Consider the following 14,914-nt stretch of genomic DNA (forward strand, 5'->3'; position numbering starts at 1 on the left):
TCCATTACATCTTTGGGCCGGAAATTGTCGTTGGGAGGGTAGGGCTGGCTGGGGCTGGCCCGTCTGTACCAATGGCTTCGGCCGGTTTTCTTGCGAAAATGAAAAAATACGCTTTCCCTTTTCTGTTGGCCGCCGCTGCCACTGCTTGGCTGCCATTTGCTCCTGCTACCGCGCAAACCACTACGCCCAACCATACGCAGTCGAAAGCGGAAACAGAGCTGCGCAGCTTCTCGGCCTGGGTGAACCAGCAGGTAGACAAAGCTGATGCCGGTGCCCGCCGCAACTGGCCCGCACTGATGGCCAACTTCGACCGCCAGAGTCAGCGCCTCGACCGCGCCACCGACAGCCTTTCGTCGCAGTCGAAGCGTGAGTATGCGCAGCAGAAGACGCGCTACAAGGACTGGGCTATCCAACAGCAGCGCCTGGAGGCGCAGGCCGCGCAACCCACTACCGCGCAACAGGCTCAGCGCCGCCTGCTCAACGAGGATGTGCAAATTAGCAAAGCCCGTGGCTCGGAAATGGTGGATTTATACTCGCGTTTTATTGACGCTACCCGCGCCCAGCGCCGCCAGTGGACCGACGCCGAATGGGCCGAGGCCAGCACTGTGCTGAGCGCCCTCAACGCTCGTTATAGCCAGGTGCGTAGCGAAATTGCGATGGAAGACCGCCTACGCATTCGCTCCTGGCAAGGCGAGTTTCGGACCTTCGAAAAGGCCCGCAGTATGAAAGATATCGTGACGGACGACAAGTAGCCGGGCACATGATCGGCCCTGATGTGGCGCGGAACTTATTGCGTCCGGAGCCACGTCAGGGCTGTTTCTTTGTCGTAATCGTAGAAAAGCTGGATGGGCAAGTGCAAGCGCACCCGGTCGGCAAACCGACGGCTGATGAGCTGGTTGGAAACATCCGGCGACAAGACGTAGGCAATAGCACACAGGCCGTTGAGGATGGCATTAGGTAGCCACTCAAACTCCAGCCAGGGCATGGCCTCGGCCCAGTCGCCGGTGGTAGCCGTTTTGTCGTTGTAGAGACGAGTAATACGCCGGATGTTCTGAAGCTGCAGAAAGGATTCGGCTACTTGTATCACCTCCACGTTGGTAATATGGCCTGTCCAAACCACGTACAGCAACTCGTCTTGGGCGTGATAATAGGCAGTGGCAATAAGCTGGCCGAGTACGTCGTGTACGGGGTAGCAGTCGGTGGAGAGAGGATAAGCAATAGCCATAGCCATGACCAGCTAAAGGGTGGGTAGAAAAGAAAATAGGCCGTACTAGTTGAGTGTGATACATCCTGAGGACGGAGCGTGCAAAGTGCAGGGCATGGTCCCCTGGTCGGCTGCAAAAAGAGCAGGCAGAGTAGTAGAACAATATACGGTTTTTATGGCAGCATAAGTAGCAGCCGCCCACTGTGAAATGCTGGTAAAAGACAGCGGCACGGTTGCCGGCTTTCCGCTACTTTTGTGGTTCTCTGTTTCTTCAGCTACCTGCTTTTTACGCTCATGCACATCGCCATCGTCGGCAACATTGGGGCCGGCAAAACCACGCTGGCCAACAAGCTGGCCCACCACTTCAATTGGGAAGTGTTTCTGGAAGACGTCGACCACAATCCCTACCTCAAGGATTTCTACGACGACATGCCGCGCTGGGCTTTTCATCTCCAGGTTTATTTCTTGAACAGCCGCTTCCGGCAGGTGCAGCGCATCAAGGAGCTGCAACGGGCCGGCAAAGGCGTAATTCAGGACCGCACCATTTACGAGGACGCGCACATCTTTGCGGCCAACCTGCACGAGTCGCGCCTGATGACGGAGCGCGACTACCAGAATTACTGCAACCTGTTCGAGTCGATGATCAGTATGGTAGACGCGCCCGACCTGCTGCTCTACCTCAAGGCCGACCTACCCAAGCTCATCCAGCAAATCGAGAAGCGCAACCGCGACTACGAGAACAACATCAAAATCGAATATCTCAAAAACCTCAACGAGCACTACGAAAAGTGGATCAGCGGCTACAAAAACGGCAAACTGCTGGTCATCGACGTCAATAACCTCGACTACGTGCACAACCCCGAAGACCTCGGCATCGTCATCGAGCGGATTAATAGCACGTTGTTTGGGCTGTTTTAAAGAATGGTGAAGTTGTGAGTTTGTGAAGTTGTGAATGCAACAAGCGTCTGTCATCCTGAGCGGAGCGAAGGACCTTATGCCAGTTGAACGAGTCGTTGTTACGCTTGCCGTTCTGAGGTGATAAGGTCCTTCGCTCCGCTCAGGATGACAGACGCTTTGCTATTTCCTATTCACCACTTCACAAACTCACCATTTCACTATCTCACCATCTCACCATTATTCCTCCCCAATGGCCTGATTGAGAAACTGCACCAGCGGCTGTGCTATGCGCAGGCTTTCAACGGCTTTTTCCACGAAATTAGGTTGCAGTAACTCGGCGTCGGAGATGGGGCGGCTTACCAGAAAGCTTTTCATCTTGAGCCATTCGATATCAGGGTCGTGTTTGTCGTAGCCTTTGGGTGGGCGCTGGAGCCGGTCGCCCTCCAGGCCGTCGGGGAAGTGGCGCACAAAATCGGGGTGCTGGCGCAGGGCGTGAAAGGCATCGGGGGAGTAATGGATTTCCTGGCGGATGCGTTGCAGGCTGGCGGTGTCGGGCAGCCACTTGCCGGCGCCCAGCCAGGAGTTGCCGGGCTCCAGCGTCAGGAAGTAGCCCGCCCAGCGCGAGTGCCTACCCTCGGCCTTGAGGCCCGCGCCCATGTGGCGCTTGTAAGGCTCCTGGCCCTGCTGAAACCGGTCGTTTTTGTTGATACGGTACATCGTTTCGCCGGCTGTGAGAGTTTGCAGCGCTGGTTCGAAACGCTGCACGCCTTGGAGCACTTCCGCTACCAGCTCCTTGAACACGGCGCGGGCCTGGTGGTACTCGGCCCGGTGGTCATCCATCCAGGGCTTGTTGTTGTTGGCGGCCAGGCCGCGCAGAAATTCCAGTAGTACAGCACGATTCATGGCTGGGCATACGAGGCAGGGTAGGCGGGAGTTGGGTAGGGTAGGGGTGAGGGTAATGAATGGTGAGTAAAGAATATGGCTGTCATCCTGAGCTTGCGAAGGACCTTCTCACACGCGAACGAGCCGTTGGTACACTTGCCGTTCTTGCATGAGAAGATCCTTCGCAAGCTCAGGATGACAGACAACTCAGGATAACAGATACAATTGGGTTAGTGTCGTTCAACGACGTTTACCACCCCCTACCCCTCCTTAAAAAAGGAGGGGAGTTCGTTCTAACTTCTGCTTCTAGCTATTCTCCTTATACCCCAGCACCGTCAGCGCGTCGCCTATCCGGATGGTGCCCTGACTACCGGCCGTCACGTTCTGGCCGAACATCACCTTGCGGCCCACCGTGCGGTAGGAGGCCAGCGTGCTCAACGTCTCAGGGTTTTTCTGGGCAGTTTGCTGGTCGATGGTGGTGACCACGCAGCGCCCGCAGGCCCGCACGGCCCGGAAAGCCACGTCGCCTACCCGGAAATCAGTCCAGGTGTCCTCCGCAAACGGTTCGCCACCTGTGAAGACCAAGTTGGGCCGGAAGCGGTTCATGGGAACGGGCACGGCGAGGCGCTCGTTTAAGTCGTCCAGCGCGGCCTGCCCAATGAGTAGGTAGGGGTAGCCATCGGCGAAGCTCACAAGCGTGCCGGGCGGGTTCAGCTCGGGCTTGTCGGGCTCTACCTCACGCCGAACCATGTCTGACATATACACCAGTCGGCACTCCTGACCCAGGGCTTCGGTCAGCCACTCGTCGGCGGCGGGAGTGCCGCGCCAAGCAAACACCATATCATCCCAAATAGTCACGAATAGCGTTTTGTCCCGCTCTGCCTCAAACGGAATATAGAGCGGTAGTAGCTCGGGGCGCTGACGGTGCGTGAGCAGAAAGCCGTTGAAGGCGGGGGCTACGTCTAGCAGGGCCATGGTGGCAATCTGCCGCTGAGTCATGAACTGGTTGCGCGCATCCACAATTAGCCAGCGCCGGTCATATTGCAGACCACGCCAGCCCACGGCTGCCTCCGTGAGCCGAATGCCACCCAAGGATTTAACAGGATAAATGTAGATATCGGAGAGGATGAGAGAAGTAGCCATTGGGTAAAGGTAAGAGACGTAGGGTAGAGACACTCGATAAAGAACGTCATTTCAACCAGTGAGAGAAATCTCGCGTGTTCCTATAGGTCGTCTTGGGTAGGCTCGCTCCGGGCCGTCATGCGGAGCGAAGCGAAGCATCTCGCTCGCATCGTTGGGTTAGTTGCACAACATCAGCACGCGAGATGCTTCGACTTCGCTTAGCATGACGTTCTGAAGGAACCATGCAAACACAAAAAAACCGGCGCGGGAGGTAAGTCCCGCGCCGGTTTGGCTTTAAGCAACTATCTGCGAAGACTACTGCTTCACGAACTTGCTTTTCTTACCCTGCACCTGTACTACATACAAGCCGCTGGGTAGGTTGGCTACCGACACCGAAGTCGTCTGATCCTTGAAGGAGTGCGTTAGCACGCGCTTGCCCATCATGTCGTACACTTCGGCTACGTGGGCGCCGCTGCCCAGGCCACTGATGTTCAGTACATCGGGAGTAGGCACGGGGCTCAGCACCAGGGCAGGCGAGTTACCGGCCGGTACCGCAATGGTTACCACCGGCGAGAAGCTCTCGGTGCCGTCATTGTCAATCTGACGCAGGCGGTAGTAAGCTTTGCCTTCGGGGGCGTTGGCATCGCGGTAGGCGTAAGCGTTGCGCTGGCTGGTACTACCATGGCCAGCCACAAAACCCAGCGTGAACCACTGGTCATCGCCCACGCTACGCTGCACCTCGAAGCCCTTGTTGTTCTTCTCCGAAGCCGTAGCCCAGTTCAGACGAACGGCCGAGCCTTCTAGTTGGCCAGTGAAAGCCACAAGCTCGACGGGTAGGGGAGCGTTGCCATCACCTAGGGTGAAGTAGCCGTTTAGAGAAAACTCACCGGTTACAGTTACTGTGTTAGCGGATGCATCAACTAAGCCGCCTAGTCGCTCATATGGGGGGGTGTTTTCAAATTCTGAACGGAACACGCGTAACTGGCTCTCAGGAATACTATTTAGTTCACCATTGGTAGCGGCTGGTTGATTAGGATATGCATCTCGGTAGCCAAATATCAGTGTTGAAGCCAGTACCTTATTGTTAGCAGGAGTCACTTTATACTGACGAGTAATGCTCTTGCTATTGTTCGGACCAGCCTGTGCAAAACCGGTGCGACGTAGTACAGTTGTTGAACCTGGCAACGTTTCGAAGGAGTTGCCAGAAGGGCGGATTCTAATACCGATGTTATTGAAAATTACTTCTGTATTAGGCGTTGATAGATTACCCTGAGCTTGTACATAACCTAATACGTAACCGCCGCCTCCACTATTTGCTTCATTCAGTCTTGAGCCGGGTTGCAGGTTGAGTGTATAGTTAGTTGTATTACCATTAACTGTTCGAATAGTATTTAAAACTGCTCCAGCTCCTAGCGAAATATTTCCATTGATAGACAGATTGTCAGTCAAATTCTTCTGACCGCTACCAGTAAAGCTAACAGAGTTGAAGCTAGCTACTGAAACAATATCCTGTGGAGTATCCCCATTTAATACAAGGGTCTGAGACCCGGCATTAAAAGTGCCTGGCGTGCTAAAATTGCCGCCCACACTCAAGCCAGCAGAATTCTGTGAAAATGTACCACCATCATTAACAGTAAAATTACCACCAACTGTAATGTCATCACTTGAACGCCCCGCACTAACAACACTATTAGTACCGACTGTTAAAGAGCCAAGAATATTCCATGGCACGCTGTTTCCATTAACGTTATCTCCACGTGTGACGGTTAATTGAGGGGTTGTACCCGGAGTAAACTCAGTTTTATTTACTGTGAAATCGTATACTTGGATAGATCCAAAGTCGCTACGGTTACCTTCTGTATTCGTGTAACTGTTTCTGCTAAAGGGACCTGTAGAACCAGAAGCAGTACTATTTACGTTGTCGTCACCAGTAGTTGATACAGTGTAATACCGCACAAATTTTGCTTCACGACCTATAATTCCAGGTCCTTCTAACCCTAATACTGTGTTAGTTGGGATTTGGCCATATATGTAGCCAGTTTTACCATTTGAGGCATTTCTATTTTTAGGTACTGTAGTATATCCTAGAAAATTAAAGGACTTAGGAAGCCCACCAATTTTGCTCCAAGGAATAGAGAATTCACGAGTAGCATTTTCTCCTTCTACAAATTTTGTGGTTGCAAAGCCGCCTTGTGTTCCAGTCCAACCGCCGTTTCCGTCGGAAAGACGAAATTCCTGATAGTCTCCTCTAACAAAAAATACTACATCAGCCCGAAAAGGTAATATGCCTCCTGTACCATCGTATCCTTCACCCTGATTAAACGCTTGGATGGAGCCATCTTTATTAGCTCCTCCATTAACAATGGGTAGGGGATTCTTATCTAAGTAAATAACTGTGGCTTCTTGATCACCGCTAATATTATTTATATCAGTAATACCAACATATAAATTCGTAGCATCCCAAGTCATATGCCATACTAACTGACGTCCGGGCACATTGGTTGGAGTCGTATTCTGTCCTCCTCCATACTTGGCTTGGTCAACATTGCCATTTACTGTAACAGTTCTAAACTGAGCCTTCACGCTCCCTACCGCCAGCACGAGTAAGAAAAGAGCACTAAGAACTTTTCGGGTTAGATATAAGTGTTTCATTTTGAGAAGGTGGAATAGAAGAATTCTGTCACAAATTTAACGTATAGATGAAAAAATTGTGTTAAATAAATTTTACATTTAACAAAAACTTATTTTAGTTATATAATAAAGAATGTGTTCTATCCTATATAGAAGCCGATATGACAAAACGGTAGTCTAGGATTAATCCTGATAGAAACGCCTTTAGAGGTTCTTCGTGCTATAGGTTAGAGCGAAAAAGCCTATTATGATAGGTAGTATTTTACCTCACCAGTATAGAGAGTAATCTGACTTTTAGATATATTCTCTTCAAAAATTATAATTGAATTATTCGGGTAGCAAAACAGGCTCGTAACCATTTGGCAACCTTATAGTAGTGGTTGTGGCAAAACCATGTAAATGGTTGATGGACAAAAGTATAGATGAATAAAAAGAAACGGCGCGACAGTTCCGAAACCGGTAACTGCCGCGCCGTGTGCGCTGTTTGTTACAATAAGATTTACTGCACCTGCTGGGCCATCTGAACGGCCTTGTACAAGTTCACCAAGCCGCCCGTGTTCGACAATTCAGCAAAGTCGATGGTGGTTTTGCCGCCGGGCTTGAGCACCTTGGTGTGCAGGGGCGTAGCCGACTCGCGGATGATGCGTTTCAGGTCCTCGGGGCTGAGCTTGGGGAAATACGATTTCAGGACTGCCGCCATGCCGGCTACCATGGGGCCGGCCATACTGGTGCCGCTTTCGTTGCCGTAGGTGTTGTTGGGGAGGGTGGAGTTGATCTGCACGCCGGGCGCAAACACGTCCACGTTCTTCTTGCCGTAGTTGGAGAAATCGGCTACCAGCTCCTGGTTATTAGTGCGGGAGGAGGCGCCTACCGTAATCAGGTTCGGGATGGTCTTGGTGTTCAGGAACACCGGTGAGGGGTACTGCTTCTTGGTGTCGATGTCGATGGACTCGTTGCCGGCGGAGTGCACCAGCAGCACGCCCTTGGTATCGGCGTAGCGGATAGCTTCTTCCACGGCCTCGCGGTGGGGCGAGAAGTACTTGCCGAAGCTCATGTTGATGACCTGCGCACCGTTGTCAACGGCGTAGCGGATGGCATTGGCCACGTCCTTGTCGCGCTCGTCGCCGTTGGGTACGGCTCGTACTGCCATGATGCGCACGGGTAGGCCGGCCACACCCATGATGCCCAGGTTATTGGTTCGGTCGCCGGCAATGATGCCCGCCACGTGCGTGCCGTGGGTAGGGTCGGGGCCGGTTACGTCGGCATTGCCGTACACGCGTTGTTTCAGGTTGTCGGGGTCGTCGCCCACAATGCTACGCGGGTTGAAGTTGAGGTCCAAGGAGTACTCTACCAGGTTTTTGGTCTGGTCGTAGGCGTGCTTCATGTCGTCCAGCACCGATTCCATATCGGCGTAGCCACCTGCTTTTAGATTCTGGTAGAATAGCTGGCTGATCTTGCGCAGATCGGCATTATCGGTGGGCGGGTTGCGCAGGGTAGCCGTGTCCAGACGCGACACGCCCAGGGCTTGCTTCATCTGGTCGGTCACGGCCTGGGTCTGCGGATACGCATCCTTCACCTGGTCATAGTGCTCGTGGTCTTCCTTGTAGTGCGTCTGGTAGGACTTTTTCACCTGCTGGTAGAGGTCAAATTCCTCGCGCTTGGCGGCGGGCACCTGGTTGCGGGTTTTGCCCTGGTAGAGCGGCTCCAGGCGGGCCAGCATGCGGGTGTCCTCGTAGGCTTCCACATCAATGTTGCGGCCATCCTGACCCCCAAGGAAGTTCCAGCCATATATATCATCGATGTAGCCGTTGCCGTCGTCGTCTTTGCCATTGCCGGCAATTTCCTTGGGGTTGTGCCACATCACACCACGTAGGTCTACGTGGGCGGTATCCACGCCGCCGTCAATTACGGCCACGGTTACGGGGGTAGCCGTGCGGCCTTTCAGAAGCTCCTGGTAGGTGCGCTCGGCGCTTAGGCCCATTACGCCATTATTTTGTTGCGGGTCGAGCAGATGCCATTGGGGCTGGGCGGCAGCAGGAGCAGGGGTAGTTTGCGCAGCGGCAGCTACAGGCAACAGCAGCGCCACCAGACCAGCCTGGCAGGAGAGGGGGAAAAAGCGCATTAGAGAAAAATAAGGAGATAAAGAGGCGGCTACTACACAGTTGCCGTGGTGGAATGCTGTGCCTAACACAACGCAACGGCAAGCTGGTTCTTGCTTTCAATACAAGATTGAGAAAAATCTCGCGTAGTTACACTGTTCTGAGCCAGCGGCAGCAGGCAAAACAAGTAAAGTGGCTGGTGAATAATCGTAACGGTTTCGTGAGCTGTGTGCAAAGTATATCGTAGATATACAACGGTTTATGTCTCGTTTTTGCTGACGTGGGCTGTTTGATGAGGGTGTCTGGAAGATTCAGCGAGGAGACATAAAATATTGTGTCTCTGCTTACCGCCCACAAAACCGTTGTAGGTAGGCGCTATTTTTTATAGTGCATTATTCCAGAAAAAAATAGAATAGTAAAGCCTGCTAGAATTGCACTTCATGAGTATGCTATTATAGATAAAGGGCAAAGAACTACGTAAATTGAAATTGTGTATATAAAGTGTTATACCATTGTAAATACTGTGATGACGCTGTTGAAATAGATTTATTTCGGTGTGGCATCATTCTTTAGGCTAGTATTTCTGACGTCTAACCGCCTCAGGAATGCAAATACGTTTACTATTTTTCTTATTTCTGTTGTTGCTGACCAGCAAACAAGCAGCTGCTACCACGTATTACGTACGCATTGCGGGCGATGATGCGCAGGATGGTACTACCCCCGGTACTGCTTGGCGCAGCATTGCGCGGGTAAACGCCGCCACGCTGCAACCCGGCGACCAAGTGCTGTTTGAGGGAGAACAGACCTTTGTGGGCGGCTTGCAACTGAATGGTACTACCCAAGGCACAGCTGCGCACCCTATCGTATTCGGTTCATATGGCCGGGGCTGGGCTACTATCAGCAGCGGCGGCACTGTGGGGTTGCTGGCCCGCAACGCAGGCGGTATTGAGCTGCATCGGCTGTATTTTGCCGGCTCGGGGCGGTTGAATAACAAAAGCGCTGGGGTGGTGTTCGTGCTGGATTCAGCGGCCACACAGCTCCCACATCTGGTACTCGACAGCCTCGACGTAAGCGGCTATCAGCAGGCGGGCGTTACCATCAGCAGCCAGCAGGCCGGCAGCGGCTACGCTGGCGTACGCATCACCAACAGCCGCGTGCACGACAATGGCGAAGCGGGCATCAGCTCGTATGGCCCGGCCGCGGCTACCCACCGCAACTGGTACGTAGCACATTGTCTACTCTATAACAACACCGGCCGGCTCGATCTAAAGCAGACTCGCACCGGCTACGGCCTGCTGCTAGCCCACGTAACGGACGCCGTGGTAGAGCAGTGCGAGGCCTACAACAACGGCCGCCTGAACGCCTACCCTGCTGCCGGCCCGGCCGGCATCGGGGCCTGGCGCTGCACCAACCTGACGGTGCAGCAGTGCCAGTCGTACAGCAACCGCTCGGGCACGGTGCGCGGTGGAGGCTTTGCCCTGGAAGGTGGCTGCGCTACTGCTGTGGTGCAATACAACTATGCGCACGACAACGAAGGCCCCGGCTATGCCATCACCCAGCCCGATACGCTGTCGGCGCCCAGCACCAACTTGACGGTGCGCTACAACATCAGCGACAACGACGCCCGCCGTGCCAACCAGGGCGCTCTAGCAGTGCTGGCACCCGCCACGGCAGCGCAAATGCAGCGCGTCAGCCTGCACAACAACACCGTGCTGGTGACGAAACCCGCCAACAACTCGGCGCCCGTAGCAGTCCAGCTTGGGGGCAGTGCAGCCAGCGGGCTCACCCTGCGCAACAACCTGTTGCAGACCACCGACGGCCTGACGCTGGTAGACGCCACCCTCACCACCGGTGTGCGCCTGGAAGGCAACTGCTACTGGAGTGGCGCGGGAGCTTTTGCCTTACGTTGGAACAATGCTACCTACACCTCACTACCCACCTGGCGGCAGGCTACTACGCAAGAGCAACTCGGCGACCGGCCCTGCGGCCTCAGCATCAATCCGCAGCTGCGCACTGCCAACCAGAGCGATGCAACGACAACTCCTCTAACTGCCGCCGCTACGACCGCCAGCAACGACTACCGGCTGGCGCCTACCTCGGCACTGGTAGGGGCCGGGCTGAACCTGTGGGACGAGTTTCGGCAGGATGCAGGACCGCGCGACTACTTTGGTTTAGCAACGCCCGCGGCGGGCATACGGGGTAGCATCGGGGCTGCGGAAAGCCCGGCCGTGACGCTACCTACGGCTACCCCCGCCGTTGTCTCGGGGCCTTGGTGCGCGGCCTACCCTACCCGTACCCACGAGCTGGTGCGCGTGGTGCTCACCAACACGCCTACCGCCGACGTAGCCATTCGTCTCTACGATATGCAGGGCCGCACCTGCCTGACGCGCACGCTACACGGCCGCGAAACAGAAGTGCCCGTAGCCGGCTTAGCTAGCGGCGTGTACGTGCTACGCGTGGAAGCCAGTGCCCAGCAGTATCAGCAGCGTATTGTGGTGGAGTAGTAATGTGCATTAGTTAGGTAAGAAAAGCGTTTGTCATCCTGAACGCAGTGAAGGACCTTCTCACGCTGAACGACCATCGTACCAACGACTCGTTCTAGCGTGAGAAGGTCCTTCACTGCGTTCAGGATGACAAACGCTTTTTACTGACCACCTCACAACTCGTAACTTGCGCGCTTATTCGATTTTAGAAGCGTGCAAATGATGCAGGTAGTAACTACCCGCTGCCGATGGGGCGCGGGCATGATCATGCTAGTGTGGCTGCTGCTGAGTGGGGCCGCGCAGGCCCAGGACGCGCCGCCCAAGCGGGAGCTGCGGGGCGTGTGGATTGCCTCGGTGGCCAACATCGACTGGCCCAGCCGCCCCGGCCTCACCGCCGACCAGCAGCGCAACGAGTACCGCCGCATGCTGGACCGACAGCAGCGCACGGGCATCAACGCCGTATTTGTGCAGGTGCGGCCCGCCGCCGATGCCTTTTACCGAAGCGGCCTGGAGCCCTGGAGCAAGTGGCTGATGGGGCAGCAGGGCAAAGACCCCGGCTACGACCCGCTGCCGTTTCTGATTGACGAGGCGCACAAGCGCGGTATGGAGTTTCACGCGTGGTTCAATCCCTACCGTGCTTCGCAGGATACGCTCACGCGGCGCCTGGCTGCTACCCACGCCTACCGCCAGCACCCCGAGTGGTTTTTGCGCTACGGCGGCAAGCTGTTGTTCAACCCTGGCCTGCCGGAAGTACGGCAGCGCATCACAGAAGTGATTCTGGACGTGGTGCGTCGCTACGACATCGACGGCGTGCACTTCGACGACTACTTCTATCCCTACCCCGAAGCTGGTCAGACGCTGCACGACGAGGCGGCTTTCGCGCAGTTCAATCCCGACCACCTCACGCTGGCCGACTGGCGCCGACAAAACGTGAACCTGCTGATTGAGGGCCTGAACCGCGAGATTCACGCTACCAAGCGCTGGGTGAAGTTTGGCATTTCGCCGTTTGGGGTCTGGATGAACCGCTCGGCGCACCCTGAGGGCTCCGATACGCGCGCTGGCCAGCCTACCTACGCCAACCTCTACGCCGATACGCGCTTGTGGCTGCAAAAGGGCTGGATCGACTACATTGTGCCGCAGCTGTATTGGAGCAGCAACTTCCGGCTGGCGCCCTACCCGGTGCTGGTGGAGTGGTGGAGCCGCAACCACTTCGGGCGCCACCTCTACATTGGACAGGCACCCTACCGGATGCTGGAAAACACCCGCGGCGACACCACCTGGCGCAACCCCCGCGAGCTGATGCGTCAGATTCGCCTCAACCGAAATTATCCCACGGAGGTGAGCGGGAGTGTGTTCTTTAGCTCGAAGTCGTTGCTGGCCAACCCGCTGCATGTAACCGACTCGTTGCAGCAAAACGCGTTTCGCTACCCGGCGCTAGTGCCGGCTATGCCCTGGCTGGATGCGGTGCCGCCCCGCCCGGCCCAGCAGTTGGTGCTGGTGCGCACGCCCCCAGCCGTGACGCTCACCTGGCAGCCCGGCCCCACCGCCGCTGATGGCGACGATGCCCGCTACTTCGTGGTCTACCGCTTCGCCGAAGGCGAAACCCCCTCGCCCGACGACCCCCGCCACATCTTAGCCCTGGTGCCGCGCACCGCCTACGCGCCTACCCTGATTGATACCACAGCCCTTGCCGGTTTGGAATACGCTTACTACGTGACGGCCGTAGACCGCCTCCACAACGAAAGCGCGCCTGTGCACGTGGTGACCAGGAAAGGGGAAGTTGTGGTAGCACAAGCACCCCAACCAGTCAGCCCAACGGTGCCGACACTGCCTACCCCAGTGCCACCTACTCCCCAGCCAGCCACCGATGTGAAGGTGAAAACCAAAACCGAAGCTGGCACCATCAAGAAAAAAACCAAGCTAAAAAAGCGCCGCAAAGGCTTTTTCGGGCGGTTGTTCGGCGGGTGAGTGGTGAAATGGTGAGGTGGTGAAGTGGTGAAATGGTGAAATAGTGAAATGGTGAGTTTGTGAAGTGGTGAGTAATAAAGAGGGGCTGTCATCCTGAGTGCAGCGAAGGACCTTATCACGCGTGAACAACAGGCGTAACAACGACTCGTTCAACTGGTAAAAGGTCCTTCGCTGCACTCAGGATGACAGCCCCTCTTTATTACTCACCACTTCACAAACTCACCATTTCACCACTTCACCACTCACCATCTCACAGCATTCGGTACTCAAAACGCACCCGCGAGGTGGCGCCGGTGGCACCGGCTTTCACGCCCAGAATGCGTAGGAGCATTACTTCGCCGGTGCCGCGCACGCGTACGGCGTACACGTCGCCGGCGGTGGCGGTGCCCAGCTCAGCGGTATTGGTATTGCGGAACAGCAGATTACCTACGGCGTTGGCAGTGGCCTGGGTGTAGAAGCCGGCAGCTACCTGCGTAGCCGGTACCTTGTAGTAGCGGGTGGTATTACCGGCCGTGAGCGTGACGCTTCCATTGGCGGCGCCACTCACAAACAGATCCTTCGTGGCGGCGGCGCTGGCGGCGGGCTCGTTGCGGGCCAACTTCAGGTTATAGGCCAGCGAGTCGGGAGAAGCGCCGGTGCCGAAGCTCACCGCGCCGCGCTGAGTGGTAGCCAGCGCGGTAGGAGCTACAATGTTGAGGGTAGCCGAAGGCAGATCGACGCGCTGGGTTTGGGCAAAGGCTGAAAACAGGAACGTGACGGGCTGGCCCTGTGCCCCGGAGGGAACCGTTACATCTACGGTGCGCGTGGTAGCCACGCCGGCCGTTGGTGTGCGCAATACTCCCTGACGCACGGGTGCCTGCGTGCCCACGCGGGCATAATACACCAGGCTATCGATGTTCTTGAACAGGGTAGCAGTGCTGCCGGCAGCAGGCACCGTCGAGATGCCGCCTTCATTCATCACAATAGCGTAGCCAATTAGGTCGCCGGGGCTCTGGGCGGTGGCGGCCAGGCCGTTGCGGTAGGTGGCAGGGGTAGCGCCAAACTTAAGGGTAGGGGCTGAGGCCACAGTGTAGGAAAAGCGCCGGAGCTGCCTGGAGCCATTGGTGAAGTTCAGCGTTACATCCACCCGCACAGGGGTTTTGTTGGCTAGCGCCGCAGGTACTGTATAGGGCACCGACTGTATGAAAGCCTGCGTGGTAGCATCCAGGGCACCACTGGCGGGGTAGGTGCCCACCACGGCCGAGTCCTGGCGGTTTATCACCTGAAACACGGTGATGTCGCGGAGGTTGTCTTGCTGATTGTAGCTTACCAGTACCGGCACGGTTTCGCCGGGCGCAAACTTGGTAGCCGTCGTTACCAAACCACGCAAGGAGCCGTAGCCCGCATCCTGCTGGACGGTGTATAGCTCGTCGTACGGTTCTTTCTCGCAGCTCGCTAACAGAGCCACCGCGAGGCATGCTACCACCGGTAGCGTGCGGCGTAAAGTGAAAAAGGTAGAATATAACATGCTGATGAAGTGCGTTTTGAAGAAAGGTATTGCTTCGCTTGTTAACGTTGTATGTCCTTCCGAGCGTAGCGAGGAATCTGGCTTAACCGTTATGGGTGCATACTCAGATTTCTCACTACGC

Annotated in this window: 10 protein-coding genes; 4 read left to right on the forward strand and 6 right to left on the reverse strand. The window is 55.7% G+C overall.

Annotated elements, in window-relative coordinates; all coding sequences use genetic code 11:
- Nucleotides 1–98 precede the first annotated feature (98 nt).
- A complete protein-coding gene (locus tag H8B15_RS07970) occupies nt 99–752 on the forward strand; it encodes a hypothetical protein (protein ID WP_187319133.1) in 654 nt (217 codons plus the stop codon).
- 35 nt (nt 753–787) lie between these two features.
- On the opposite strand, the gene H8B15_RS07975 is transcribed toward H8B15_RS07970, so the two are convergent.
- Nucleotides 788–1,225, reverse strand: a complete 438-nt coding sequence (locus H8B15_RS07975) for a hypothetical protein (protein WP_187319134.1) — start codon at nt 1,223–1,225, stop codon at nt 788–790.
- A gap of 273 nt (nt 1,226–1,498) precedes the next feature.
- Between H8B15_RS07975 and H8B15_RS07980 the strand changes: the two genes are divergently transcribed.
- Complete coding sequence (locus H8B15_RS07980; protein ID WP_187319135.1) at nt 1,499–2,122, forward strand: deoxynucleoside kinase; 624 nt, start codon at nt 1,499–1,501, stop codon at nt 2,120–2,122.
- Between the two features lie 216 nt (nt 2,123–2,338).
- Here H8B15_RS07980 and H8B15_RS07985 read toward each other — a convergent pair whose 3' ends face one another.
- The 4 genes from H8B15_RS07985 to H8B15_RS08000 all read right to left on the reverse strand — a co-directional run bounded on the left by H8B15_RS07985 (nt 2,339) and on the right by H8B15_RS08000 (nt 8,858).
- Complete coding sequence (locus tag H8B15_RS07985; protein ID WP_187319136.1) at nt 2,339–3,004, reverse strand: DUF2461 domain-containing protein; 666 nt, start codon at nt 3,002–3,004, stop codon at nt 2,339–2,341.
- A gap of 285 nt (nt 3,005–3,289) precedes the next feature.
- Nucleotides 3,290–4,126: an MOSC domain-containing protein gene (locus H8B15_RS07990; RefSeq protein WP_187319137.1), complete on the reverse strand. Its 837-nt coding sequence runs from the start codon at nt 4,124–4,126 to the stop codon at nt 3,290–3,292.
- 294 nt (nt 4,127–4,420) lie between these two features.
- Complete coding sequence (locus tag H8B15_RS07995) at nt 4,421–6,757, reverse strand: T9SS type A sorting domain-containing protein (protein WP_187319138.1); 2,337 nt, start codon at nt 6,755–6,757, stop codon at nt 4,421–4,423.
- Nucleotides 6,758–7,235: 478 nt separating this feature from the next.
- The gene (locus tag H8B15_RS08000; protein ID WP_187319139.1) at nt 7,236–8,858 is read right to left on the reverse strand and encodes a S8 family peptidase; all 1,623 of its coding nucleotides are present in this window, start codon (nt 8,856–8,858) and stop codon (nt 7,236–7,238) included.
- Nucleotides 8,859–9,440: 582 nt separating this feature from the next.
- Here H8B15_RS08000 and H8B15_RS08005 point away from each other — a divergent pair.
- Both H8B15_RS08005 and H8B15_RS08010 read left to right on the forward strand, forming a co-directional pair.
- Entirely contained in the window at nt 9,441–11,339 is a 1,899-nt protein-coding gene (locus H8B15_RS08005; RefSeq protein ID WP_187319140.1) for a right-handed parallel beta-helix repeat-containing protein, read from the forward strand.
- Nucleotides 11,340–11,537: 198 nt separating this feature from the next.
- Nucleotides 11,538–13,286 carry a glycoside hydrolase family 10-like protein gene (locus H8B15_RS08010; protein ID WP_216859098.1) on the forward strand — a complete coding sequence of 583 codons (1,749 nt, stop codon included), beginning with the start codon at nt 11,538–11,540 and terminating at the stop codon, nt 13,284–13,286.
- A gap of 250 nt (nt 13,287–13,536) precedes the next feature.
- Here H8B15_RS08010 and H8B15_RS08015 read toward each other — a convergent pair whose 3' ends face one another.
- Nucleotides 13,537–14,793: a hypothetical protein gene (locus tag H8B15_RS08015; protein ID WP_187319141.1), complete on the reverse strand. Its 1,257-nt coding sequence runs from the start codon at nt 14,791–14,793 to the stop codon at nt 13,537–13,539.
- Nucleotides 14,794–14,914: the final 121 nt, after the last annotated feature.

It is taken from the genome of Hymenobacter citatus (assembly GCF_014333615.1).
Classification (GTDB): Bacteria; Bacteroidota; Bacteroidia; order Cytophagales; family Hymenobacteraceae; genus Hymenobacter; species Hymenobacter citatus.